This window comes from Rhizobacter sp. Root404 (genome assembly GCF_001425865.1).
In the GTDB taxonomy this organism is placed as follows: Bacteria; Pseudomonadota; Gammaproteobacteria; order Burkholderiales; family Burkholderiaceae_C; genus LMDS01.
The window spans coordinates 1,275,376-1,300,332 of sequence record NZ_LMDS01000004.1 but is presented as its reverse complement, the minus strand read 5'-3'; the positions used below and the strand labels follow the sequence as shown (position 1 = coordinate 1,300,332).

The following is a 24,957-nucleotide window of genomic DNA, read 5'->3' as shown; positions in this document are numbered from 1 at the left end:
GCTCCCCATTTTATAGATTCCAGCTCCCGGGATTGTAGATTTCAGCTCCCCGGAATGTAGATTCCAGCTCCCCAGTCAAGATGTCAGGAATCAGAGCTAACTTGCTGTCACGAAAGGGTAAAGTGGGACTTTCGTCGCTGGCCTCGACATGTAGAAAGAAGAAAGAAGAAAAGAGGGGAGAGCGGACGCCCCCGGCGTCCGCAATTGCTTCCCAAGAGGGCGCCAGTGGCGCCTGTGTGCCAAGTCGTGCGGACTAGACATGCTGAACGAAGTGTCGGCGCATCACGCCGATCACTTAGTGCTTGTTCCGCGCCCAACGAAAAGGGGTTGAGAGCTGGTGCCTATACCTTGAACAACTATGTTCAAGGGTAGGCAGACATGAAGCTCAAGCAATGGGCCGCCAGCAACGGCGTGTCATACAGAACGGCGTGGCGGTGGTTTCATCAAGGGACCCTGCCGGTGCCGGCACGCCAAGTCGCGTCGGGGACCATCTTGGTCGATGCCGCGACTTCGCCGGCCGATGGCGTGGCGCTTTATGCCCGTGTGTCCTGTGCCGATCAGCGCGCCGACTTGGACCGCCAGTTGGCTCGCTTGACGCAGTACGCCCTCTCCGAGGGATGGCACATCACCGCAGCAGTCAGCGAGATCGGCTCCGGCATGAACCGGCGTCGCCCCAAGCTGAGGAAGCTGCTCGCCGATGTAAGGCTCAAGGTCATCATCGTTGAGCATCGGGATCGACTAACTCGCTTCGGCTTCGACTATCTCGAAGCCGCATTGTGCGCCTCGGGAAGACGCCTATGCGTCGTCGAGAACGCCGAGGTGCACGACGACCTCGTGCGGGACATGTGCGAGGTGTTGACCTCGTTCTGTGCACGTCTTTACGGTCGACGCAGCGCCAAGCGCAAGGCCACCGCAGCTCTGCGAATCGCGAGCGCTGCAGTACGTGAGATGTGATCAGGTTCCGGGGCTAGTATCAAGGCGAACCTGGACGAGGGCGTACCGGCTACGCGTGTTTGCCGCTTGTGACGGGCCAAACCTCCGCACGGAGCTGTGCCCTTTAGGCGATACGCGCGCTGTTACCGCTGACTAGTTAAGGGGAGAGGTGCAGAGGACTGGTCATTGGCTACACAAGGAACTTGCCCATTCCTTCATTTAACCGCGTTCGCCGCTCGCGAGTCGTTCAACTGACGGCCCGCGAGACCATTGCCACTACTTGGCCTTCGTGCGGCCCTTGTGCCGAAAGCCACGACGTCTTCTCGATGCCATCGGTCACCGCTAAGCACTGGATCGCTAACGTTTAGAAGCGTAGCCGTAGCGTCGCACGCTCCGCGTTGGTCGGACGCCCGGAACCGGCCCGCGAGCATATCTAAAACGCCACACCGGGGCGCTGCATAGTGACTAGCAAGTGCTTGCATGATAAGTGTGCATGTGAAGAGTTGGCGTTTCAGTCTGATGCAGGATTCCATGGCCGCAACGAGCGGCTCACCCCTCTCCACATTCCAAATCGGAGCGCCCTTCAAACCGAGTATGACGTTATCGCGCTTCGGGTTGCCGGCTTCCTACTTGCTGGTCCCCGCAGGAACGTACGTCGTATTCTTCCAGCAGAAAAAGTTTGCCAAGGACGGGGCCCTCTACCGCGAGGACAGCCCCGGGTGACAGAACGAAGAACGCATAGGTGCCGCATGAGCATGAAGTCAGAGAAACTCGCGTCCCCACCTGGGGCCGCGGAAAACGGAGGGGTGAACTTGCCCGAGACATCAGGTCTACTTCAAGCGAAAAAGGAACGCAAGAAAGTGACATTGCATCAGCTGCGCCTAATGCATTCCGCAGGTGAAAAGATTGCAATGCTGACGTGCTATGACGCTACCTTCGCCCGAGTCCTCAACAATGCCGGGGTCGATGCGATCTTGGTAGGTGACTCGCTGGGCATGGTCGTACAAGGGCGAGATAGCACAGTGCGAGTATCGCTTGACGAAATGCTTTATCACACCCGCTGCGTTGCTCGAGGTAATACACACGCGTGGATCGTCGGCGACCTGCCATTCGGCTCTTATCATCAGTCTGTTGATCAAGCGATGCGCAGCGCTAGCGCGCTAATGCAAAGCGGCGCGCACATGGTCAAGCTAGAAGGAGGTGGCTGGACAGTCGACACCGTTCGCTTCATGTCAGAGCGCGGCGTTTCGGTATGTTCTCATTTGGGCCTGACTCCCCAGTCGGTTCACGCGCTCGGGGGATATCGCGTTCAAGGACGCGACTCGCTCGCTGCTCAGACCCTCGCTCTGCAAGCCCAAGAGTTAGCCGACGCTGGGGCAGCGATGATGGTGCTCGAGCTGATCCCAAGCGCGCTTGCTGCCAAGGTCACGGCTGCGCTGCCCATCCCGGTTATCGGAATCGGTGCAGGTGCGCAATGTAGTGGGCAGGTTCTTGTGCTACATGACATGCTAGGAGTTGCTGATGGTCGAGCGCCAAAGTTCGCCCGCGATTTTGTGAATGATTCCGACGGCTTAGACCGCGGAATCGAGTCTGCAGTGCGTCGCTACGTTGCTGCCGTCAAAGATGGCAGCTTCCCGGTTGAATCCGTCCATACTTACTAAGCCGGTCGATATGCGCATCATTCATACAGTGCTCGAACTGCGCAATGCTTTGGCAGGCGTGCGCGGCATAGCCTTCGTGCCGACGATGGGTAATTTGCACGAAGGCCACCTCTCATTGATTGAGCGCGCGCGAGACGTGGGAGATCTCGTCGTAGCAAGCATCTTCGTCAATCGGTTGCAGTTTGCGCCAGATGAAGACTTCGGTATTTATCCGCGAACGCTCGAACGCGATTGTGATTTGTTGCGGCACGCAGGGTGCGATGTCGTTTTCGTTCCCGCGGAAAGGGAGCTCTACCCTGAAGAGCAAACATTCAAGGTCCTTCCTTCTCCGGAGCTCGCGAACGTTCTTGAGGGGGAATTTCGGCCAGGATTCTTTACGGGCGTGTGCACCGTAGTGCTAAAGCTGTTCAATATCCTTCAGCCAAGTTTCGCGGTATTTGGCAAAAAGGACTGTCAACAGCTATTTGTAGTTCGCCGCATGGTTAAGCAGTTTGCGCTACCTATAGATATCGTCGCGTGCGAAACGATTCGCGCAGCGGACGGTCTGGCGTTGTCCTCCCGGAATGGGTACCTGAGCGCGCATGAGCGCGTCGAGGCGGCGACACTTTCGCGTGAGCTCATGCATGTGGCTTCGGAGGTGCGCGAGGGTCGGCGCGATTGGACCGCATTGGAGTCGGGCGCAGTATCGAGTCTTCGTAAGCAAGGTTGGGATCCAGACTACGTCGCAATCAGATCGCTCCGCGATTTCGGAACTCCGCGTGCGGGCGACGACCTAGTTGTATTGGGCGCGGCACGCCTAGGGTCCACTCGACTTATTGACAATTTTGATTTCGGAATGTTGATTTGAGCGGCTGACCTTGGTGATTTCGAATTCGCGATCCTGACTTTGCGGAATCACCAGCTAGTGGGGCGGACGGACAGCGTGCGTCGCTCAACGCTTCTGAGCGGACGTAGCCCGCCGTGCTTCAGTCTCACGTTGTCGGCCGGCGGGCGCGTGTGGCGGGCCGCACTGCCCGGCGCTTTTTTCCCCGCCGCCATGCATACCGAAAGGTGTATGACCCTTTCCCCGATCGCTCGCAAAGTGCCGGGTTCACTGGCTCGTAAGTTTCGTCCCCTCTTCCTTTCTAAACGGGCCGCCATATTGTCCGTGGAGTTATTCACCCGTACCGTTTTGAGACGCTCACCTTTGCTGTCCCCCGCTGCTCGCGCCAGCGTCGTCTAAGTCAGGCTGCAATGGACTCTTGGTACGAATTTCACTTCCAAGCGCGCGGCGCGCAGTTTTATCCAATGCGCACCGGTTTGCGTTTCCTACACGCATTCAATCCCGGGGGAGTCGCAACTTTCGGTGGCAGTCAAGGACACGTCGTCAACTTCGGCTCGTCGCTGTACTCGGTACCCGGCGGTCTCCCGTGTGGTCCCATGGAAAGCCGGCTTACTAGCGTTCTCGCGCATCTAGTCACACTGCTCGCTGCGTTTCGCGAGGCAGGCGCGAGCGAGTTTGTGCTGCATATGCATCGGCGTCTTGAGGGCGAGTGCCATGAAGAATTTACGCGAAAGGAACTACAGTTGCTTGCGTCACTTGATTGCCATCTGTTTTATGTCGCTCGACGTCAGCGGGGCAGTGCCTACTGACCCACGGGTCGATCGGAGAGGCATCCGACGATCCAGGCGGAGCAGGCACAGGGCCGCTCTTGGGCAGATGCATGCTTAGAGATTATGTGACGGGCGACGGGTCTCTTGAGAGACTTCCGAAATGTCCCGACAACAAGCAGCGGCTCGCTTTGGCATATTTTTGTTGACGCTTGTCAATTTGAGCGCACTGCTATCTGGAGCAGTGCTTAGTCTTGCGACTAACGGGGGTACTTCGGCGAGCCCGACTGGTGTCGTTCTCGAAGCTATTTGGGTGAGTGCGCTCACCTATTTCGCTTGGGCGTTAGCTTCGCAGGGAAAAAGCGGCAGAGGGTTACTGCTAGCTGCATTGGTTTGGCCGAGCGCAAGCGGTGCTGTCATGGGGATCGGATGGGGCGTCCGTACATTCGATCCTGTCGAAGTGCGCGCTCCCGATCCGGCTTTTGGAACTATGTGTGAGGCCGCAGGCGCTACATACTTCGCTAGTCCAGCCGTCCCTGTTCGATCAATTGCATACGTTTGGGAGGGCGACCGCTTTCCACGCTTGAACGTCTTTCGTCTGACCTCAGACGCGAGAGTGATGTCTAGCGCGTGGGTGATGCCGAAGTTTCCATCGCCCATTGTTTTTACTGAAGCGAAATGCTGCGCTCATGTGGGACCCGCAGCAAACGGGAACTGGCCCTTTATCCGACGCCCCAACAGTAGTGAAGACTATTTTGGCGTTTCAGATCTCTCGTCCGACGCATTGGTTGAGTACAAAATTACAGAGGTCCAGGCAGCGGCGACAGAATCACTCCTGCACCAGGTTGAACTGAAAGTTGCAGACAGACGTGACGGCCAGTTGCTTGGGTCACTTCTATACGTGCTTGATTCGTCGAATCACATGGTGTGTGGAACAACGTCCGCCGAAGTGATGGATGAAGCAGAGTTTGTTCGCAGAGCGGTTGGACTGAATTGAAGCTATAGGAAATGCTATTTTCAATCATCGGAATAGCTGCGTTCGTCTACCCCGTCTGGGGATTCGCGCTGATCTTGGCGTTCTGCAGCATGACGACAGCAGTCGACTTCGCCGTGGACGGCAGCTCAATGCAAACTGTTGTCGATATTGTCGAAGGGCTACTCCCGTGCAGGTGTGGAGGGTGTGCTGCATCGGCGTTTCCGCCATTCGCCTAGCTTATGAGCAACATACACCGTAGTCGCCTACCCCGGGATGCGCAGTGAGACTTCGTCAATCCTAGATTCGAAGTCAGCGTCGAAGGCACTCGCACTCGCGCGCGCCAAACCTCGCTATGCGCCGGTCGCGTCGCTATCGCACACTCTCTTGCAGGCCGGTTGATGAGGCGTTTGACCAACGACTCTTCCCTCAGCGAGGAACAGATCCAGCGCTTCCGCAGTGGCTGAGCAGAAGCGCAGCAAGCAGCCGTTACCTAGTCGCTCCTCGTCATTGCATGATAAGTGTGCATGTGATGCGCTCGCCTCTCAGTTTGGTGCAGCATCCCGGACTCATGGCTGGCTGCTCGCGGACAGATACCGTACGAATGAAAACTACCCGCTTCGTGGTCGATATCGATGAGGATGCGTTGGTTGATCTGCAGCGGCGTCTTGAGCTCACTGCATTCTCCGATGACCTTCACCACGACGATTGGGTGGACGGCATGCCTACAGCGGTTCTCCAGCGCGTCGTTGGCTATTGGCGGGACCACTTTAATTGGAGGGCGGCGGAACGGCGCATCAATGAGATGCCTCAGTTCCGCGCGGAAGTAGGCGGACTAGAGGTGCATTTCGTGCACGTCCAAGGCGTGGATGAAAACTCGCCAGCGCTCATCTTGACCCATGGATGGCCTGGGTCGTTCGTCGAGATGCTCGATCTCATTCCTCGATTGACCGATCCCTCGAACAATGGCTTGCCGGGTTTTCGGTCCTTCAGTGTTGTGGTGCCGTCGCTGCCCGGTTTCGCCTTCTCGGAAGCGCCTCGCCGTCCCGGAACCAATAGCCGTGTAGTCGCATCCATGTGGCACGAACTGATGCAGGGATTGGGCTACCACCACTATTTCGCGCAGGGCGGCGACATAGGCTCCAGTGTAAGTATCTGGATGGCACGCCTGTATCCGCAAGCTGTTCGGGCTTTGCACCTGAACTTCATATCGAGTGGTTACCAGCCGCCGCTTGGCAAGCCGGAACGGCCGCTCTCTCCGGCCGAGGCAGCGTGGAGGTTTGCCCGTGAAGATTGGATGCAGCATGAGGGCGGATACAGCCACGTCCATTCAACAAAGCCGCAGACTTTAGCCCACGCGTTAGTCGACTCTCCGGTCGGTCTGGCTGCCTGGATTATCGAAAAATTCTTCGCGTGGAGCGATGGCAAGAAGGACCTGTTCAGTCGATTTGACATCGACACGCTCCTCACAAATGTCTCGCTTTATTGGTTCTCAGCCAATGTGGCGTCCACTTTGCGAATGTACAAAGAGAACGCAGCACAGCCACTCGCTTTCGCGACTGGCGAACGGATCATCCCCCCACTATGTTTTGCCAGCTACCCAAGGGAGATCGTCAATCCGCCTCGAGAATGGTTGGAGCGTGTGTTTCAAGTAGCTCGGTGGAGCGAATTGCCTGCAGGTGGCCATTTCGCAGCTCTTGAACAGCCAGAATCCCTTGCTCGCGAAATTCATCAATCATTTGGTCTCTTTCAGTGAGACCCCACCGAATACGACTGTGGGCGCACAGACTTTCCCATGCGACGACACCGTTGGGACGATGTGCGCGCTCGCTGTGTATTGGTCTCCTGGGAGTCAATTGCGGCGCCTTTGCCACCTGCTCGGCCGATGGGCCTCTTGGGAGGACGGAAGATTTGTCGATCGTCTCGCCCAGCTTGGATGTTTCCGAAGAGGACGGGCAGCGGAACATCACCACTTTGGCAACGCTAAAAAACTCTTCATCAGGCTGTTTGCAGAGCGTAGTTATCGAGGCGAAGTACTTCGACGATCGGGGGCTGATGATTGACACCGTCACGCAGCCGATCTACGGAATCGTTGTAATGCCCAACCAAGAGGTGGCGTTTCGTATTCGAGATGCGGCTGCACGTCCGAAATCGTTTTATTCAACTCAGGCGCTTCGTGTTGTTTCCGCCGATGCCGGAAGCGCTCGAAACTCAAGGTCATTACCTATCAGCAAGTCGATCATAGATTTCCTAGCCAGCTGGGGTCCCGCTTTGCTTTTGATCGCGGTGTGGACGTACCTTGTGCACAGGATGAAGCAAAAGGACTCCCCGCAAGGGAGAACGATAGCGCTCTTCGAGCAGCAGAACGCGCTACTCGATACGCAGAACCATCTCTTGTCTAGCATCGCCGCATCACTAAAACAAGGTAATAGCTGATTCAGAGAGGCTCTGCGCTTCAATTTTTGTCAGGCTGGCCTAGATTGGCATACGTAGCGCGATTTCACATGGTGCCCTTCCATCGCTGAAGATTAGTCCCGCATAGAAGAGCATGGTGCAGACCCGCGAATTCGAAGAAACCGACTCTATTGTTGAGCTCACGGGGTTGCTTCATCGAGCGTACGCTTCTCTTGGCAAGGCGGGGTTGAACTACACCGCAGTAAGCCAAACAGCCGAGGTCACTGCCGAAAGAATGAGGGGTGGAAAATGCTTTATTGCCGTTAAAGGATCGAAGATCGTCGGAACGATTCTTGCTCAACCCACCTACGCAAAGAACGCATGCGAATACTTCACTCGCCTTGGCGTCGCAGCCGTGCATCAATTCGCGGTCGACCCCGAGTACCAGGGCTTGGGAATAGGCCGCATGCTCCTCCAATGCTCGGAACACTGGGCGGAGAAGGCCGGGTTCGTGGAACTCGCCATGGATACCGCCGAACAAGCGACTCATCTCATTGAGTTCTACGCTCGGCTTGGCTATAAGCGTGTTGGGTGGGTTCAGTGGCCGGGTAAGGTCTATCGCAGCGTAGTCCTCAGCAAGCGCCTCGCAGTTGCTGGGAACGACTAGACGCAGTTAAGGTGTAAGTCGCTTCCGTTTTTTAAGTCCTACCGTGCGACGCTTCGATTGAGCTTGGCCGCAGGCAACATCCATGCAGGTAACCAAAGGTCTGTGTTTACGATGATTGACTTGCGACTAGCGAAGCTTGTGGCCATTGTCGTGCTTACGGGAACTGCGTCCGCCGCGCCCCCTTCGAAGCTGGAAACGCCGGCGGTCGTTGTTCATTTCGAATACAACCGCAGTGAAGCCGCTCAGATCCGATCCCTAGAACGTAAGCTCGAACGCGCGCTAAAGCGCGCTCGTGTCGGAGATATTGGTGAATCCGAACTTCACGCCGATGGCAATGACGGCTACCTGTACTTATATGGACACGATGTTGAGCGAGTTCTTTCAGTCGTGCGCCCGATCTTGAAGTCTGACAAGTTGACGGCCTCGGCTGAAGTGAAAGTGCGCAAGTAAGCGGCTTTCGCCCCGGCTTTAATAGACCCATGCCGCCGTCACGACCCTAGGATGACGAGGCCCGTGTGAAACGTACTTATCGTGTTGTAGGTATCGCGGTTGTCAGAGCGCGCGCCGTTAAGAAATTGCTTGCTGCGACACGCCGCAAGCGGGACACGTCTCTGTATGGGCGGTCCTTCCGGCGCAGATCGCCTACCGAGGAACGTTCATGAGCGCCACGCCCCGATCGAAAGCTGCCCTGAAGTATCACACCGTCGAAGACGTGATCGGCAACACGCCGCTGGTGCGCCTGATCCGAATCCCCGGTCTCGAGAACGACCAGCGCGGCAACGTGATCCTCGGCAAGCTCGAGGGCAACAACCCGGCCGGCTCGGTGAAGGACCGGCCTGCGATCAGCATGATCCGGCGGGCCGAGGAGCGCGGTGACATCCAGCCCGGCGACACGCTGATCGAGGCGACCTCGGGCAACACCGGCATCGCGCTGGCGATGGCCGCAGCAATCCGCGGCTACCGCATGCTGCTGATCATGCCGGAGGACTTGAGCATCGAGCGGGCGCAGACGATGAAGGCCTTCGGTGCCGAACTGGTGCTGACGCCGCGCTCCGGCGGCATGGAATACGCCCGCGATCTGGCCGAGCAGATGCAGAAGGACGGCAAGGGCCGCGTGCTTGACCAGTTCGCCAATGCCGACAACCCGCGCATCCACTACGAGACCACCGGGCCGGAAATCTGGCGCGACACCAAGGGCCGGGTCACCCACTTCGTCAGCGCGATGGGCACGACCGGCACGATCACGGGCACCTCGCGCTACCTGAAGGAGCAGAACAAGGCGGTCCGCGTGGTCGGCGCGCAGCCGAGCGAGGGCTCGCGCATCCCTGGCATCCGCAAATGGCCCGAGGCCTACCTGCCGAAGATCTACGACCCGACCTTCATCGACGAGATGATCTACGTCAGCCAGGCCGATGCCGAGGACATGGCCCGCCGGATGGCAGCCGAAGAGGGCCTGTTCGCCGGCATCTCGGCGGCGGGCGCGTGCTGGGTCGCGCTGCAGGTCGCCAAGCAGGTCGAGAACGCGACGATCGTGTTCGTGGTCTGCGACCGTGGTGACCGTTACCTCTCGAGCGACGTGTTTTCCGCATGAACCTGGCAACTCGGAGACAAAGGGGCCCTAGTTGTCCGGTTTGGTCCAGAACGGACACCTTTTGGGGAAGGGAACACCCACTCTGTTCCAACTCCGTCGCCCTCACGTAGGCGTGCGCGCAGCTATTTTCTTTGGCAGCGACGGTGTAAAGCCAGTTCCGGATGCGCGAGCTTGCGATGTCCACGTGGACACACTTCGCCTCAGTGTGTCTTGTGCTCTCTACGAGTCGCCCCCGAAAAGGCGAAGGGCGACCTCCTAGCGTTTCTTACCCGTGGCCCCCGCGATTTTTGCCCAAGCGGTCACCTCCTGAGGGGAGCAATCCCATTCGCTTCCGAACAGTGCGGGGCCACGCGCGCACATCCACAGTGCATATTCTGCTGAAGCCGGATGCCCAGCATTCGCCAAGTCTACGAATCGGCCGTACGCTTCTGGAAAACGGCCACCTCGGAACAACACAATCGCCCGGTTGTGCACGCGTTCCACATGTGTCGCGGTAGGCGCCGAGTAGGCAGGCGATCCGCTAAATGAAACTATCGTCGCGCATAGCATCCCGCGGCACCAGAACCCATTCAATGTGTGCAAAACAAAGGCGGCGGTAAACGAAAAAGGAGAGAGATTTCGGATCTTGCGGTTGATTGACATGGACGCTACTAGAAGGCCTCGTGTAGGTATGGCGAACCCGCGACCCCGGGGAGCGCTCGATCGGAGTCACGCGCCGGTGCCACTGTCGGAACAGTCCGCCGGTATTTTTCAACGAACAGACGGTCGTCGGTCCTTCCAAACGATCATAGATTGGAACAGCGTCTCACACTGGTCGCATGAAAACTTGCCATGCGACTGAAGTGACCGCGGTTGCGCGCGGCTTTCGGATGTTTAGACAAGGCGTGTTCGCTTCCGGTGCGCTCAAGCCGAAACGTTTCAAGCCGATATGGCGGGGTGTTCCGCATCAGTATCGGCGCTCCAATCAGCCGAATCTCTCATGAACCTAAGTTTTAGCAAGAAGATCGCTCTGCTGATGACCAGCGCATTTCTGGGGATCGCTATTGTCTCCGGGCTTTCAGTGCTGCAAATGCGCACCGAGATAGTGGAGGGCCGCAAGGCTGCGTTGCGCACTGCGGTCGAGTCCGCGCACTCCATTGTGGTCGGGTACCAGGCGAAAGCGGCTGCCGGCAAAATCAACGAGGGCGATGCAAAGAAAGCGGCTTTGGACGCTCTACGCATTTCGCGCTACGGCGCAACGAACGCGGACTACTTCTACGTCTTCGGCTTGGACATTTCAGGCGTAATGCATCCAATCAAGACTGAATGGGACGGGACGAACCTTCTGGGTAAGGTCAAGGATGCACAAGGCGTCGATATCGTCAAAGCGCTCGCGGACGGCCTGCGAAATAGCAAGGACGGCACCGCTTTTGTCGATACGATGTTCCCTCGTCCAAAGACGACCGAAGCAGTCCCGAAGCTGCAATATGTAATCGCGGTACCGGGCTGGGGCTGGATGGTCGGCTCTGGTCTGTACATGGATGACGTCAACGCACAGGTACGCAACGCAGCCCTTCACCAGCTGTTGGCCGGGTTCGCAGTACTTGCGGCGATCGGAACAGCATCGATCATGCTTAAGCGCAGTGTGTTCGCCCAACTTGGGGGCGATCCGCAAAAGGCTATGGAAATAATGGATCAGGTCTCGGGGGGCAACCTGGACGTGCGCCTTCCAGACGCTCGAAAGGGAAGCCTGCTCGACGGACTTCAGCGCATGGTCAGTTCGGTACGCCAAACGATGGTCCAGGTCCGAAGCGCAACTGACAGTATCGGCACCGCAAGCGCGGAAATCGCTACTGGCAATCAGGACCTGTCGGTTCGAACCGAGAGAACTGCGTCTAACCTGCAGCAGGCGGCCTCATCGGTCGAACAGCTTACGAGTACGGTCAAACAATCGGCCGAGTCGGCGCGCCATGCGAATCAGCTCGCATTCTCCGCCGCGGAGATTGCCGCCCGCGGAGGAGTGGTGGTCTCCCAGGTGGTAGTCACAATGGACGAGATCAACGCCTCCTCCAAGAAGATCGCTGACATCATCAGTGTGATTGACGGTATCGCCTTCCAGACCAACATACTGGCGCTAAATGCCGCCGTAGAAGCGGCAAGGGCGGGCGAGCAAGGTAGGGGATTTGCGGTCGTCGCGTCCGAGGTGAGGTCCCTCGCTCAACGTAGCGCTGCTGCAGCTAAGGAAATTAAGACGTTGATCGGTGATTCAGTTGGTAAGGTCGACGATGGTTCCAAGCTTGTCGCTGACGCCGGCAAGACGATGACGGAGATCGTGAGTTCGGTGAAGCGCGTCTCCGACATCATCGGCGAGATTACCGCGGCCGCTGGGGAGCAGAGTCAGGGCATCGATGAGGTGAATCAGTCTGTCTCTCAACTTGATCAGATGACACAGCAAAACGCGGCTCTTGTCGAAGAGTCGGCTGCCGCTGCCCAGAGTCTGAAAGATCAGACCGTTCGACTATCTCAGGTCGTTGACACATTTCACCTGTGAGTGCCATCACACATCCGAGCGTTCGGGGGCACGGCCGTTGATTCCCTCCTCGCTGCGGAGGCGGCCGTCCGGTGCACCCCCTCATTCGTTACTCTGCACTCGAACGAGATCGTTGGCATCGGATGTCAGCAAGCCCAGAATATCGTCGTGTGAGAGTGCCGTGCAGAACTCTCCGTGCATGCTAGCTACGGAGAGGCGATGCACATCTTCGGGATCATGGTCGCGCCCATCTAGGTCGAAGCGATTCGTGGTCGCGCAGCAGTCGTGGGCCAGGTAGGTATCGAACCCCATGTTGCCAGCCATGCGCACGGTTGTTTCAACGCAGAAGTTCGTAAAAAAACCGACAACCACTAGTCGAGATACTGCGCGCCTGCGCAGTTCTAGTTCAAGGTTTGTTCCGATGAAAGCGCTGTTCACGTCCTTCGAGACCACCAGTTCGCCTGGAAGCGGTTGAAGGGGCTCAATGAAGTCTCCCCCTGGAAGAACGTCCTTCAAAGGAGACACCTTCTGTCTGGAATTGTGCTTCGTGAAAACGATCGGGAACGCCAGTTCCCGCCACCCGTCCAGAAGCGCTGCCATCTTCAGTTCGGCCTCAGGATTGTTCCGTCGTCCGGATGCGCCGCCCCAGTGCGGAAGGTCGTTGACCCCCTTCTGAACGTCGATGAGAAGTAGTGCAGTGTCGGATTGAAATCTGTTAATCATCGTACTTGTGGAATGGTGGAAATTTCTAGGTTGGCAGTGCGGCAGCCACGTCGAAGTAAGGCTGTTAGGACATGAGAAGTGCGCAGGCGGCAGAGCCTTAGCCTCTAAGTTTGGTAAGAGTTGACACGCCCGAAGCAACTCGCCTGATTGTGGCAGCGTGAACGTCGTTTCCGTCATGTGGTCCGCGCGCTCTCTCGAAACTCGGCGCGGAATGCGTAGCTCCCAGCTCGCGCAATCGCAATCGAACCTCACATGAAAAATCGGAATCTCGTACTTTCACGACTTCTCCGACAATATGCGTTCCGCCTGATTGACTGAAGCGGATTCCATATGAATAAACCGCCTGATGGATTGCCAACGTATCGCTTGCTGTCCGGGGCTGATGAGTCAGCCTTCTGCCGTCGCGTAAGCGAGGCCGTTGCGCTCGGCTACAAGCTATATGGTCCGCCGGCAGCCACGTTCGATGGAAAAACCGTAGTCATTGCCCAAGCTGTCATCTGGCCTTCTCTGGAGACGTCGATTGCCTGTAAGAGAATCTAGCCTCATCGTTGCCGAACAGATAGCACGTGCACTGCGCGGAAGAAGAAACTGAGACTTTCAACAGCATCAAATGTCCTACCTGGCGCACTGGCCGTGTTAATCGGAATGGGCTACACAGTCTCACGCCGGAGCGGCGGACACCGTCTCTATGTTGCGGAACGCCAGGACTGCACGCTACAGGCCGAGGACATTCTGTCGTTGTTGGCGCTTGCGACGATATATGAGGAGCGCGGCGCTTTCTGGCGACCTAGCGACGATGAGATAGCCGCCTATCTAAATCTGGAAGGCGGCGACGCCTAGCAGCAGCGCCGTCGCAAACGTCACGAGTCTGCATGACGCAGGGCACAACCAGAGCGCTCATGGAAGAATTCTCATCGCTTTTGAACATACTCGCCGCCCTGGCAGTCGGTGTTGTCAGTCCAGGCCCAAGTTTCATTCTGGTGGCTAGGACGGCCGCTTCTTCAACGAGGTTGGCTGGGCTCTATACCGCCCTTGGCATGGGTGCAGGTGGGGTCGTTTTTGCCATAGCCGCATTGCTAGGCTTGCGAGGACTTTTGCTCGCCGTACCTTCGATGTATCTAGCTCTCAAGGTAGTGGGAGGGATATATCTCGTATATCTCGGGGCCCGCATCTGGATGTCCGCCCGAATGCCACTCGTAACGAGCGCTTCAGCGCGAGGTGTGAGCCTCACGAAGTTTAGAGCTTTCACCGCTGGCTTTACGACTCAGGTGTGCAATCCGAAAACCGCTGTGGTGTACGCAAGTGTTTTCGCTGCCTTCCTGCCCAAGGAACAGACGCTCGCCTTAGAGCTCTCACTAGTCGCTCTTGTCTTCATAGTCGAGGCGGGGTGGTACGCAGCCGTCGCCTTGGTACTGTCCGCCGGGCGCCTTCGAAATGGAAATCTCCGCTGCAAGGGTGCCCTCGACAGAGTGGCGGGAGCCGTAATGTTGGTCCTTGGCTTGAAGCTGATTTGGTCGGCGCGCTAAATCCTTGTGAAGGATTTTCGACGTCTTCGAACTCAGTCCAACCAGGCAAAGTGCACGTTGATCATTGCTCAAACTCGGCTTGGGCCGTTCCAGATGGGGTGCCAAAACGGGATGAATCGGTTATGCCGTTCAGATATCCGGTTTTTTCCCAGCGTGTTCCAAGAACGCTTGCACGACAGGCTGCCGAGACACTCGCCGCTTTCCTGGAACTTCAGGGCTACACCGTGCATTTGGCAGGGGATGGTGAGGAGGCTCTCGATGTCGCGATGCGCGTCACCCCCATTGCTTGCTTCGTTGACATCGGAATGCCGAAAATGAATGGCTATGAATTCGCGCGCGAGTTGCGGCGACGTCGTGGCGGTAGGACCGCGCTACTTGTTGCGACGACTGGTTGGGGGCAAGCCGAAGACCGACGCCGGGCGATGGAAGCGGGGTTCGATGTCCACATGGTGAAGCCCATCGATCTGAATGAGGCAACTCGAATGTTGGCCGCTCGGCTTTCCCCAGACTCGTAGGGCGACGCAGAGGGGAATCGACAAGCAATCCTCTGAGGCGCCTCCAGCTTTTGAGGAAAAGAAGCAAAGAAACCCCCGAGGTTTGTGAGCGGGCCGTTCACAGAGTGGCACTTTCGGATTTGAAACGTGGGCCCAACGATCCCAAAATCATGTCTTCATAGCCTCACTTCCTGCCAGGAGCCGCGTGCGTAGCGCGCGAAGCCACCGTCGTCAGTGAAGCGCCAGAGGTGCAGCCAGTTGTTGCTGATCAGTCGCGCCACGACGGCGTGCTTGCCGACCACCCGCTCAATCGCAGCGGCAGGAGCGTCGACCACGACGGTTAGCCGCAGCGGCTCGTGGCGCCACCGATCACCGTCGTGTAACGACTGCTGTGCCAGCCCGATGCGAAGGTCGCCACCATTGCCTTCGAATACCCCGATGCTTCCCGCAACGACGTTGTGCAGAAGCTTGTTGCCGCTGCCGAGGTGCTTTGGATCGCACATGGATGCGTGGTACTGCCAGTTGATCCAATGCGTCACCAGCATCGGAGCCGTCATAAGCAGTTCGAGCACACTTCCATCCGCGTCGTTCCTGGCCTCGTAATCGTGCATGAAGGCGCGGCCCTCCAGAACGGCGCCACGGCTGCGCGCACGCGGCGCAATCAGGAACGCGGCGTTGCCAGCCAGACCCCATTCCGGCCGGGTCTGGGCGCCGTCGTTGGCGCGACGGCGGTACTGATGGAGCAGCGCGGCGTACGGCGAGCGGGGGTCGAGGCCGAGCGTGGCAGCGCGCTCGCGACGCACCTGGTCCCCGGCTTGCGCGAGCACAGCCTGCAGCCGGTCCCAGCGCTCGCGCGCAGCGGCGGACAGGAGGTCCAGGTCGAACCCCTCGATGTCGTCGGTTGTCGTGTTGTGCAGCGCGGCGACAAACGCCACGTCGTCGGGAATGGCGATGCCTCGCGCGCGCAATCCATCCTGCACTTCGGCCTCGCTCAGCAGGTGGGCCAGTACCCGGGCATTGACTTCGCCGGTCTGGCCGCAGCACGCGCCGCAGTCGAGCGCTGCGGCCTGGGCATTGTTCGCGCTCTGACTGCCGTGACCGACCAGCAGCACCAGCGGTGCCAGGCCGCGATCCAGCCCCATGGCGTGCAGCACGCGGGCGCTCAAATCCACCTTGGCGGCCGGGTCCAACCCGGTGAGCACGGGCCTGCACACCGAACGGTAGCGTGGCGACAAGCCGGTAGCGTCGACCGAGCGGCGCGCGGACGGCGAGGGCCACAGCCACCGGGCCAAGGGACCCAGGGCGCCCGTCCCGACGGCCTCGACCGACGAGAACGCTGCACCCGACCAGCGAAAGCCGCACGACCACCGGTCGACCGCTGCGAAACGGCGCATCCGCTGCCGCCGCGCTGGCGCTTGCAGCGCGTCCCCCGATGCTCCAAATTTCGAAGCGGTGTCGGCCACGCGGTCGGTCACGTTCATCACCGGGGCCAGCAAGCCGGGCAATTGCGGGCGCCTTGCCTCGGTCGCCAGCGGCGTGTAGGCGACCGGCAGGCCGAAGAACCCCGCGAACCCGATCGTCTGCATTGACGGGCAGAGCGATTCTAGGGCCCGGCGCAATCGCTCGCTGCGAACGTCAATGCAGAACGCCGCCTGAAACTCGACCGCCGGTTCGTCCTGCAATGTTGGCAGCGGCGCCACGGCCCGCAGCCGCCGCGCCAGATCGCGCTGATAGCCGATCTCGAAAGCGACTTGCCAGACCTCGTCGACGAGCAACGCCGCCTCGGCCTGCTGCAGCAGCGCAGGCGCGCACGTCCATCGGGTCTGCAGCGCCGTGAATGCGCGCTCGGCGTCCTGGTCATGGCGGCACTCCAGCAGGATCGCGCCCCACGCCAGGCGGATTGCGAGCAGGTCACGCAGGTGCGCGTCGCTGCCTCCCTGAAGACGGGCTTCCCATGCGAGGTAGGCGCACCACGAGGCCCAGCCGTTGACCGTGAGCAGCACCGCTTCGAGGTAATCTGGCCACACCTTCTCCGGCAAACCCAGGCGACCCAGCACCCAGCGCTCGGCATCCTCCCGGCTCGAGGGCAATGAGGCGATGCCGCGCGCGATGTCGGGCAGGCCCATCAGCACGCCAATGCCGTGGTCGTGCGTCAGCGTGTCGCGCCAGAACGCATAGAGGCCGCCGGACCGGTTAGGTTGCCAGTCGGCCTGCCGGGTGTCGAAATAAGCGGCGCAGACCTGGCTCACCTGATGGGTGATGGCCTGGCGCCACGAGAGGCGCGACCGCCCTTGCGGGTCGTCGTCGAGCACATCGATCAACAGCGGCAGCCGGGGCAGTACGTCAGCTTCGTCGAGTGTGGCGATGGCCCCCGCGGCGTCCAGCCGGGCCGCCTGCGCGGCCGGGCACCGCGCCAACGCTTCTTCCAGGTCGGCGGCGGAGATGCGGCCCGACGCCCAGGCCTGCCGGAATTGCCGACGCGGCGGAAAGACGCTGACGGCGCCGAGCACGGCCATGCGGGCCGCAACATGGCGCACGCTGCGTCCGATGCGCTCCCAGTGCGGGTTGACGGCGATGGCGCGGTCCAGCGGCCAGGCCGGTGCGATGGCGCCACAGGCCTGGGCGCAGGCCGCGTCGATGCGTTGGTCGAGCGCGACCATCGGCAAGGAGCGGGCGGTCGGCGCAACGGCCTGCCGGTCGAGACTCGGCTCGACGCGGGGTGTCGTGAGGATGTCCATGAAGCGTTCCTCGGTCGTGGTCAAGGGGTGGCGGGAGCGGTCCATCGCGCCGGCCACACGCGCAGTGCCGTCCGCGTGACGAACTCGTCGATGTAAAAGCCTGCGTAGCTCCAGCGGCGCCAGCCGGTCAGCAACGGCGACCGGGACTGCATCAGCGCCAGGCAGACGTAGAGCGCGGCCATGCCGACCAGAGCGACCAGGCCCGCCGCGTCGTGGGGCGCGTCGCTCAAGCCGAAGGGCACCGCGTGACCGACCATCGCGGCCAGCACGAGCGCGGCGACCATGCCGGCGCCGGTCAAGGCACCTCGCACTGCGCCCGGCGCGTCCGGATGCCGCTGCAACGGCAGCCATAGCAGCGGTGCCCAGGCCAGCGCCAGCACAGCGCTCCACCACCACGGCCACGGCGCCGCTGGTGTGATCGCCCCGAGCAACGCGACCAAGCCCCCGACGAGCATCGACGAAAGAATCGGCGCAACCAGCAAGCTCGCCGAGGATGGCGCCATGTGACCTCGCATGACACGCCGGCGCGTCTCCCCCACCGCGCCCGAGGCCGCCAGGAAGGCATTCGCCTTGTAAAGCGAGTGGCCCAGCAGGTGCAGAAGCGCGAGTGTGTAGAGGCCGAGCCCGCACTCCATCACCATGAAGCCCATCTGCGCCACCGTCGACCAAGCCAGCCGCACTTTGATGCTGATGCGCGTGAGCATCACCAATCCAGCCAGCAAGGCCGTGAGCAGCCCTACGACTAGCAGCAGCCAGCGCGCCAGTGGTACCGCCTCGAGCAGAGACGCGAAGCGAATGAGGATGAAGCCGCCGAGGTTGATCACCCCGGCGTGCAACAGCGCCGACACCGGCGTGGGTGCCTCCATCACCTGGATCAGCCAGCCGTGCACCGGCAGCAGTGCCGTGCGCAGCACAACGGCGAGGGCGAGGCAGACCGCGCTCGCCTGCAGCGCACTCGAAGCCGGGCCGAGCTGGAGATGTTGCCAGAGCGCAGACAGCGAACCCGACCCGACCTCGTTCCATGCGAGCGTGGCCGCAGCGATCAGCAGAAGGTCCGCGAGGCGATCGCCGAGGCGCTTCTTGTGAGCGGCCAGCAGCGCGAAGGGCCGGTCGCCGTAGAAGCACAGCAGCGGCTGCATGGCCGCACCGACGGCCGCCCAGGCGGCTATGAGCACCAGCCAATGGTCGGCAAGCAGCAGCAAATGCACGGCGGCCAGAACGCCGCCGAGTGACGCGACGTAGCGTCGTTGCGCCGGTTCACCCTGCAGATAGCGCGACGAGAAGAAGCCGATCGTCGTGCCGAGCAGTTGCACCAGCACCGCGACCCATGCACCCGTGAGGGTGGCAGTCAGCCAGGGCGACAGGTCGACGCGGGTGCCGTCCGGCGGGGCGGTAAGTTGCAGCGCGAGCGCAGCAACGCTGCTCACCAACGCGGGCAGTGCCAGGCTTTGAAAGCGGCTCCAGAGCGCTGGCACCGGTGTAGTGCAGCCATGAGGCATGGCTGCGAGCATCAACGCGGGCGGCAACAGCGCGCAAGCGACTGAAAGGGCACTCATCAACTTCATAGGTGGCACTCAGGTACTCGATGGAGTGATCGTGCGCAGGTTGAACTGTTCTGTAAAATACTTTGATGTGAACGTAATATTCTTAAAAAAAGAACGATGCAAATCGAACAGCTGAACTTCCACCACCTCTTCTATTTCTGGCGCGTGGCGAAGACGGGGCACCTCACGAAGGCGTCCCAAGAGTTGCATGTGTCCCAGTCGGCCCTGTCGAGCCAGATCCGTCAGCTCGAAGATCGCCTCGGGGAAGCACTGTTCGAACGCAGCGGACGCCGTCTGGTGCTGACGGAAACCGGACAGCTCGCGCTCTCGTACGCCGAAAACATCTTCGGACTCGGACGCGAGCTGCTGGGTCGGCTGCAGGGCCGCGGTGACGGCATGGTGCGGTTGCGGGTGGGCAGCGTTGCGACGCTGTCACGCAACTATCAGGAGAACTGGATCAGGCCGCTCCTTGCCGATCCGCAGGTCACACTCTCGCTCGAGTCCGGGCTGCTCGACGACCTGTTGCGACGCTTGCTCGAGCACCAGCTCGATGTGGTGCTCGCCAACGAGGCGATGCCAACCAGCCCCGATCGGCCGCTGCATTGCCGCTTCCTCGGCAGCCAAGCCATCTCTCTCGTCGGGCCCGGGAGCGCATGGCGCGGTCGCTCGCTGCGCATCCCCGAAGATCTTGGCGGTCTGGAGCTGGCGCTCCCAGGACCCCGCCATGCCTTGCGCGGTCAGTTTGACGCGCTCTGCGCGGCTGTCGGCGTGACGCCCCGGCTGCGCGCCGAAGTGGACGACATGGCGATGCTGCGTCTCGTGGCACGCGACAGCGGCTGGCTCACGGTGCTGCCCGAGGTGGTCGTGCAAGACGAGCTGCGCAGCGGCGCGCTGGTGACTGTCGGGCGGTCGACCAAGCTGCAGGAAAACTTCTACGCGATCACCACCTCGCACCGGCATCGCATGGAGAGGCTGGAGCAACTGCTTGCGCACTCGCCACCGCTTGCAGAGGAGGCCACCTTGCAGCACGACCGGGACACGCTTGGGCCGGTCCAGAAAAAAAGCGCGAGTGGCAGCACGCGGAAGCCTTTGCCAGGAACGATCCGTACACCGACTTGAAGGACGTGCTCGGGCGCTTGCACGCTAGCCCGCTTGCTTGGCTTGGATACACGTGATGTGCAAGTGCTCGGGCCCCTTGGCAATCGGCTCAGGTAAAAAGGGGAGCGTCCGCTAGGAGCCGTGGAGATTTCTAGTCGGACGAATCCTTGCTCAACGGGCGGGACGTCGACGACCGCTTCTCAGCCTTTGCTTGAGGCTTGGCAGAGTGGCCAGCGGGCGCAGGCAACTTGCAGTTCTCCGGAGTGGCGCTCTCCAGCTTGAAGTACTCACTACTTATAGACGCGTTGGGATAGCGTTCACGCAATCGATAGGCGTCTTCAACCATTACACGAAAGAAGTTGGGCGTCTGAGCCCAAGCGCAAGATCTCAATACGTCATCTAGGCGGATGACAATCGAGTCGAGCACCCAGCTCTCATCAGTTGTGCTGGTCTGCGTCAATGACGCCAGGCGAAATGTTCGTCCATCCAGGATCGATTTACGCGGCCAAGTGCGACTCTTGGGGTTCAGCGACCCGCCTTTGAAAGCCGCGACGTAGCCGGGCTTGTATAGGTATATGTATGGGTCGCCTGAACCCAGATCTTTAAAAACTGGGCCAACCTTTGTGAAGCCAGGAAACGAAAAGGCGCCGTTGGCGTCCGTCACGGCTTCTTGAATGTGCAGATGCCCTGCGGAGCGTGACCCGTCCAGGGTTTGATTTACTAACGCCCAATCAGCGAGAACACTCACGCCCTCGATAGGCTGTCCACTCGTACTGTCTACCACTCGACCAGCCAGAGGCTCGACTTTGAACACAAAGTCCGCGTGTGCGCTTTTCATTGAGCAAAGAAGTGCGAGGGCGAGAAATGCTTCTAAACAGCTGATCGAACGAGAGAAATTCTTCACGTGTATGGCCTCCCTGCGGTATGGCTACTAGTTCGGATATGGCGCAGTTCCGCAATAACTTATTTTCATCAACCATAGATCATGAAGAGAGTTGAGCAGCGTGAGATGAGAACTGTTGAACTCGCTTCCTACCCTCTGCAACTATCGAGTCGATGTGTTGCCGGCCCTTACTGAGCCGAAATTCATAGCCGATTTTTCGACCTTCGCGAAGCGACGGACTTTCGATTTATGGCGGAGAACTGCCGCTCAACGCCCGCGACAAGATCAGTTTCTGCCGGTAGTGGCTTACTCGCGTTCCGGACAAACTGCAGGCGACTGTGCACATCTGAGTGGGCAAGCGATCGCAGGGTCACTGACGTTGGCGCCACCAACGATGACGAGGCCGGAACAATAGCGACGCCTAGGCCGGCCGCTACGTGCTGCAACGCCGATGCGAAGTTGGGTACGTAACGAATTTCGCTCGGGTCTAAGCCCGCCGAAAAGCAGATTGCCATGGCGTGGTCGTGACATATCGCACATTGATCGCGGCCGAGGAAGATTAAGCGCTGATTGCGCAGTCGCCCCAGTTCTAGTGGCCGTTGTCCCCGTGACAGCGGATGCTCCGAGTGAATCGCCACAACGTAAGGGTCTTCGCGCTCTGCGAGTATGTGAACGCCGCGCGGCACAACTGCCACGCGCACGAACGCTGCATCTAGTTCGTGCTGAGAAAGCGATAGAAGCAACTGGGCGGAAGATCCCTCTTCGGCGTCAACGATCAACGACGGAGACAGTGCGCTCGCGCACTGAACCAGATCGCTCAACAGCGAAAACAGTGCTGTCGGTATAAAGCCGATTCGCAGTAACTGTGGAAGCTCCTGACGGGGTGCCGCTAGCCGCACTGGAATCGCTTCAAGCCTTTCGACTATGGCCGCGGCTTCTGCATACAACGCCAACCCAGCCGCAGTTGGGTTCACGCCAGCGCGGTGCCGCTCCAGCAGCTTGCAAGAGAGCTCGCGCTCAAGCGTTCGCACATGCAGCGATAAGGCTGGCTGGGCCACGAAGAGACGGCGCGCTGCCAAGCTGACGCTTCCGCACTCAACGATGGCTTTGAAGTACCGCAGTTGCCTTATGTCCATTTGAAGCGGGCCTTGTCTGTGCAGCCCCATATTTTCGCGTTATGCCGCTATGGTAGTAACTGTATTGGACGGTATGGATGCGCCTTCCTAAAGTCATCGCTAACGCTAGTTGGAGACAGCCTTGACAACACAGCCCGAACCCCTTCTGATGCGCCGTCGCATAGTTTTGGCGGCTGCGGCTTGCCCCATCCTGCCGGCGCGCGCATCTACATGGCCATCATCGCCGCTTCGGATCTTGGTCGGTTATCCGCCTGGCTCTTCGCCTGACGGAGTGGCTCGGCTGCTGGCACCGTCCCTATCGCGCGAGCTCGGGCACCCGGTGTTGATCGAGAACAAGGCAGGCGCTAACGGCACTATCGCGATGTCTACGCTCGCTCGCAGTGACGATGAGCACCTCATTAGCATTGCTCCTCAAGCCCCATTGACAGTGGCTAGGTTGCTCAATCCAAAGTTGCCTTACGACCCCGCGGCGGACCTTCGTCCCATTGCTCTTATAGGTACAACGCCCTTCGTGCTAGTCGCTGGCGCATCGGCAGGGGGCGACTCGCCGCTAAGTGTGCTGGCCAAGGGAAGATTGGCAGGGAACGGCTGGTCGTATGGGTCGTCCGGCAATGGCTCCGCGGCACACCTCGGCATGGAGCTCCTCAAGCAGCGAGTGGGTTGGCAGGCCCACCACGTGCCTTACCAGGGCAATCCCCCCTTGGTCACAGCGCTTCTGAGCGGGGAGGTGCAAGTTGCGCTGCTGCCGCCAAGCAGTTTCATGCAGCACGTTATCGCTGGACGCCTTCGGGCAGTGGCAGTCATGGGCTCGCAAAGCACTTTGGCACCGGGCGTTGCCTCAATTGCCGAAATGGGTGTGCGCAGCCTCGAAGTCGAGGGTCTCGTCGCAATGGTTGCTCACCGGCGCATGCCAGCAGTTGCGCTGAAGCGTCTTGAAGAAGTTACCACCGTGCTGGTTCGAAATCCCGACATACGGCAGCAGATGTTCGGCATAGGTTTTCGAGTGGTGGGGACAGGCTCCGAAAGCCTTCGACAACGAATTGCACAGGAGGCGCAACAGTACTCCAACATCATCGCTTTGCTCGGTGACAAGGCCCGCCAATGAAGACAGAACTGGTGATTGACTCGGTACCGGCTGATCTTGATCCGGTGTCGTTGATGGAGGCACTAAGCGTGAACGACGGTCTGCTGTTCGAGCGATTCGACCCACGAACGCGCGCGCGGAGTCATACAACGCTGGTGCTTCGCTGGACTCGCTCGCCTGGCGAGAATCTTCGTGACGCGCTTGTGCTGGCATCACGGAGAGCCGATAGCGATCATCTGCTGCACGTCATCGTCCTGGGATCGGCGGGTGGTAAAGGCATCAAGCTGAGCGACCGGTGGCTTGCGGACGCTTGGTTCGTCGCACATGCCGATGAATCCATTGAAATCGATTGGGAGACCGGTCGCCTGGTTCATAGGTGGCCTGCCAAGGACGTGCCCATCACTCAGACACTAGAGAGAGACATTGCCCGTTGCAGTCGCGCTGCTACCTCGCAGTCGGTGGCTCGTGGGGACGCTGCGACAACCTGGCAACCGGAAGTGGACAGTGCTGAGTACCTGGCTCGTGTTCGCGAGGTCCAGCGCGGCTTGAACGAGCGGGGGATTCACGGCGCAGTGTTGTCGCTTGGCCAGACTAGAGTGACTGAAGCACCGCCCAAGAACATCTATCGGGAGATGGTACGCCAAAACCCTTCGACCTATGGTTACTGCTTCCGGCTGGGGAACCTGTCCCTCGTAGGCAGCTCGCCGCTCACTTATCTGAAGCTGGACAAAAACAACGTCATTTTGGAGACTGACGCGGGCACGCGCCCGATTGCGGGTGACGCTGCTCGTGATGAAGAAGCGCTGCGGGATCTTCAAACGAACCCCAAGGATGCGGCCGAGCATCAGATCGTAGTCGATGCCGAAATGCAGGCGCTGCGTCCCTTGGCACTCGGTGGACATATCGCCAAATTGAAAGACCGTGAAGTCCGTCGTTTCTCTCACGTGATGCATCTGTACACGGTGCTGCAAGCTCACCTAAAGCCAGAACTCGAATTCAGTGATGCTCTGGTCGGCGTTTTTCCACCTGCTGCAGTCTCCGGATACCCGAAGCAGGAGGCGTGGGCGCTTGGGAACGAAATTGAAGGCGGAGAGCGCGGGCCATACGGCGGAGTTATCGGGTTATTAAGGGCAGATTCGAACGCGGAATTCGCTGTGATCATTCGTTCTCTATGGATGCAAGGCAACCAAGCGGCCATTCGCACCGGCGGCAAGATCGTGCCAGGTTCCGATCCATCAAGCGAACATCGCGAAGCTCTGGCCAAAGCACGCTTTCTTATCGAAAGCCTCGATCGAGTTGAGCAATCACTTGCTTCAGAATCTTGATGCGCAACCGCGCAACCGCGCCGCAGCTATCAACGCGGGACTTTGCTCTGTGGCGCTTGCGACCTTGGAGCCAGCGCAAGTTGTCAAA

General features: G+C 59.7%; 21 protein-coding genes. 16 read left to right on the top strand and 5 right to left on the bottom strand.

Annotated elements, in window-relative coordinates:
• The first annotated feature begins 378 nt into the window (after positions 1-378).
• From ASC76_RS10480 to ASC76_RS10450, 10 genes are all read left to right on the top strand, one after another.
• Positions 379-954 carry an IS607 family transposase gene (locus ASC76_RS10480; RefSeq protein ID WP_056465227.1) on the top strand — a complete coding sequence of 192 codons (576 nt, stop codon included), beginning with the start codon at positions 379-381 and terminating at the stop codon, positions 952-954.
• A gap of 728 nt (positions 955-1,682) precedes the next feature.
• Positions 1,683-2,594: a 3-methyl-2-oxobutanoate hydroxymethyltransferase gene (panB, locus tag ASC76_RS10475; protein WP_371262109.1), complete on the top strand. Its 912-nt coding sequence runs from the start codon at positions 1,683-1,685 to the stop codon at positions 2,592-2,594.
• Positions 2,595-2,604: 10 nt separating this feature from the next.
• Positions 2,605-3,441, top strand: coding sequence for a pantoate--beta-alanine ligase (gene panC, locus ASC76_RS10470; RefSeq protein ID WP_056465225.1), 837 nt, complete (start codon positions 2,605-2,607; stop codon positions 3,439-3,441).
• Between the two features lie 906 nt (positions 3,442-4,347).
• Complete coding sequence (locus ASC76_RS25255; protein WP_162247103.1) at positions 4,348-5,181, top strand: hypothetical protein; 834 nt, start codon at positions 4,348-4,350, stop codon at positions 5,179-5,181.
• Between the two features lie 580 nt (positions 5,182-5,761).
• Complete coding sequence (locus ASC76_RS10465) at positions 5,762-6,913, top strand: epoxide hydrolase family protein (RefSeq protein WP_056465224.1); 1,152 nt, start codon at positions 5,762-5,764, stop codon at positions 6,911-6,913.
• Between the two features lie 155 nt (positions 6,914-7,068).
• A complete protein-coding gene (locus ASC76_RS25250; protein WP_157615512.1) occupies positions 7,069-7,593 on the top strand; it encodes a hypothetical protein in 525 nt (174 codons plus the stop codon).
• A gap of 112 nt (positions 7,594-7,705) precedes the next feature.
• Positions 7,706-8,218, top strand: a complete 513-nt coding sequence (locus tag ASC76_RS10460) for a GNAT family N-acetyltransferase (protein WP_056465223.1) — start codon at positions 7,706-7,708, stop codon at positions 8,216-8,218.
• A 63-nt stretch (positions 8,219-8,281) separates the two neighbouring features.
• Positions 8,282-8,668 carry a hypothetical protein gene (locus ASC76_RS25245; RefSeq protein WP_157615510.1) on the top strand — a complete coding sequence of 129 codons (387 nt, stop codon included), beginning with the start codon at positions 8,282-8,284 and terminating at the stop codon, positions 8,666-8,668.
• Between the two features lie 238 nt (positions 8,669-8,906).
• A complete protein-coding gene (gene cysM, locus ASC76_RS10455) occupies positions 8,907-9,809 on the top strand; it encodes a cysteine synthase CysM (RefSeq protein ID WP_056467268.1) in 903 nt (300 codons plus the stop codon).
• 979 nt (positions 9,810-10,788) lie between these two features.
• Positions 10,789-12,339: a methyl-accepting chemotaxis protein gene (locus ASC76_RS10450; RefSeq protein WP_056465222.1), complete on the top strand. Its 1,551-nt coding sequence runs from the start codon at positions 10,789-10,791 to the stop codon at positions 12,337-12,339.
• Positions 12,340-12,420: 81 nt separating this feature from the next.
• Here the strand turns inward: ASC76_RS10450 and ASC76_RS10445 are convergent, their stop codons facing one another.
• A complete protein-coding gene (locus tag ASC76_RS10445) occupies positions 12,421-13,041 on the bottom strand; it encodes a cysteine hydrolase family protein (RefSeq protein WP_056465221.1) in 621 nt (206 codons plus the stop codon).
• Positions 13,042-13,371: 330 nt separating this feature from the next.
• Between ASC76_RS10445 and ASC76_RS24635 the strand changes: the two genes are divergently transcribed.
• The 3 genes from ASC76_RS24635 to ASC76_RS26580 all read left to right on the top strand — a co-directional run bounded on the left by ASC76_RS24635 (position 13,372) and on the right by ASC76_RS26580 (position 15,082).
• Positions 13,372-13,581: a DUF1737 domain-containing protein gene (locus ASC76_RS24635; RefSeq protein ID WP_082549016.1), complete on the top strand. Its 210-nt coding sequence runs from the start codon at positions 13,372-13,374 to the stop codon at positions 13,579-13,581.
• A gap of 332 nt (positions 13,582-13,913) precedes the next feature.
• The gene (locus tag ASC76_RS10435; RefSeq protein WP_235580412.1) at positions 13,914-14,567 is read left to right on the top strand and encodes a LysE family translocator; all 654 of its coding nucleotides are present in this window, start codon (positions 13,914-13,916) and stop codon (positions 14,565-14,567) included.
• A gap of 122 nt (positions 14,568-14,689) precedes the next feature.
• Entirely contained in the window at positions 14,690-15,082 is a 393-nt protein-coding gene (locus ASC76_RS26580; RefSeq protein ID WP_082549015.1) for a response regulator, read from the top strand.
• 155 nt (positions 15,083-15,237) lie between these two features.
• Here the strand turns inward: ASC76_RS26580 and ASC76_RS10430 are convergent, their stop codons facing one another.
• Together ASC76_RS10430 and ASC76_RS10425 are read right to left on the bottom strand one after the other, a co-directional pair.
• Positions 15,238-17,721 (bottom strand): YbcC family protein, encoded by a 2,484-nt coding sequence (locus tag ASC76_RS10430; protein ID WP_157615683.1) that lies wholly within the window; start codon positions 17,719-17,721, stop codon positions 15,238-15,240.
• Positions 17,722-17,819: 98 nt separating this feature from the next.
• Positions 17,820-19,364: an NADH-quinone oxidoreductase subunit L gene (locus tag ASC76_RS10425; protein ID WP_056465219.1), complete on the bottom strand. Its 1,545-nt coding sequence runs from the start codon at positions 19,362-19,364 to the stop codon at positions 17,820-17,822.
• Between the two features lie 96 nt (positions 19,365-19,460).
• Between ASC76_RS10425 and ASC76_RS10420 the strand changes: the two genes are divergently transcribed.
• Positions 19,461-20,462, top strand: coding sequence for a LysR family transcriptional regulator (locus tag ASC76_RS10420; RefSeq protein WP_082549014.1), 1,002 nt, complete (start codon positions 19,461-19,463; stop codon positions 20,460-20,462).
• Between the two features lie 130 nt (positions 20,463-20,592).
• On the opposite strand, the gene ASC76_RS25240 is transcribed toward ASC76_RS10420, so the two are convergent.
• Complete coding sequence (locus ASC76_RS25240; protein ID WP_157615508.1) at positions 20,593-21,345, bottom strand: carboxypeptidase-like regulatory domain-containing protein; 753 nt, start codon at positions 21,343-21,345, stop codon at positions 20,593-20,595.
• 182 nt (positions 21,346-21,527) lie between these two features.
• On the bottom strand, positions 21,528-22,460 hold the full coding sequence (locus ASC76_RS26575; RefSeq protein ID WP_162247102.1) for a LysR family transcriptional regulator: 933 nt from the start codon (positions 22,458-22,460) through the stop codon (positions 21,528-21,530).
• A 148-nt stretch (positions 22,461-22,608) separates the two neighbouring features.
• Between ASC76_RS26575 and ASC76_RS24620 the strand changes: the two genes are divergently transcribed.
• On the top strand, positions 22,609-23,565 hold the full coding sequence (locus ASC76_RS24620; RefSeq protein ID WP_082549012.1) for a tripartite tricarboxylate transporter substrate binding protein: 957 nt from the start codon (positions 22,609-22,611) through the stop codon (positions 23,563-23,565).
• Entirely contained in the window at positions 23,562-24,869 is a 1,308-nt protein-coding gene (locus ASC76_RS24615) for a chorismate-binding protein (protein ID WP_082549011.1), read from the top strand. The genes ASC76_RS24620 and ASC76_RS24615 overlap by 4 nt, the downstream gene beginning before the upstream one ends.
• Positions 24,870-24,957: the final 88 nt, after the last annotated feature.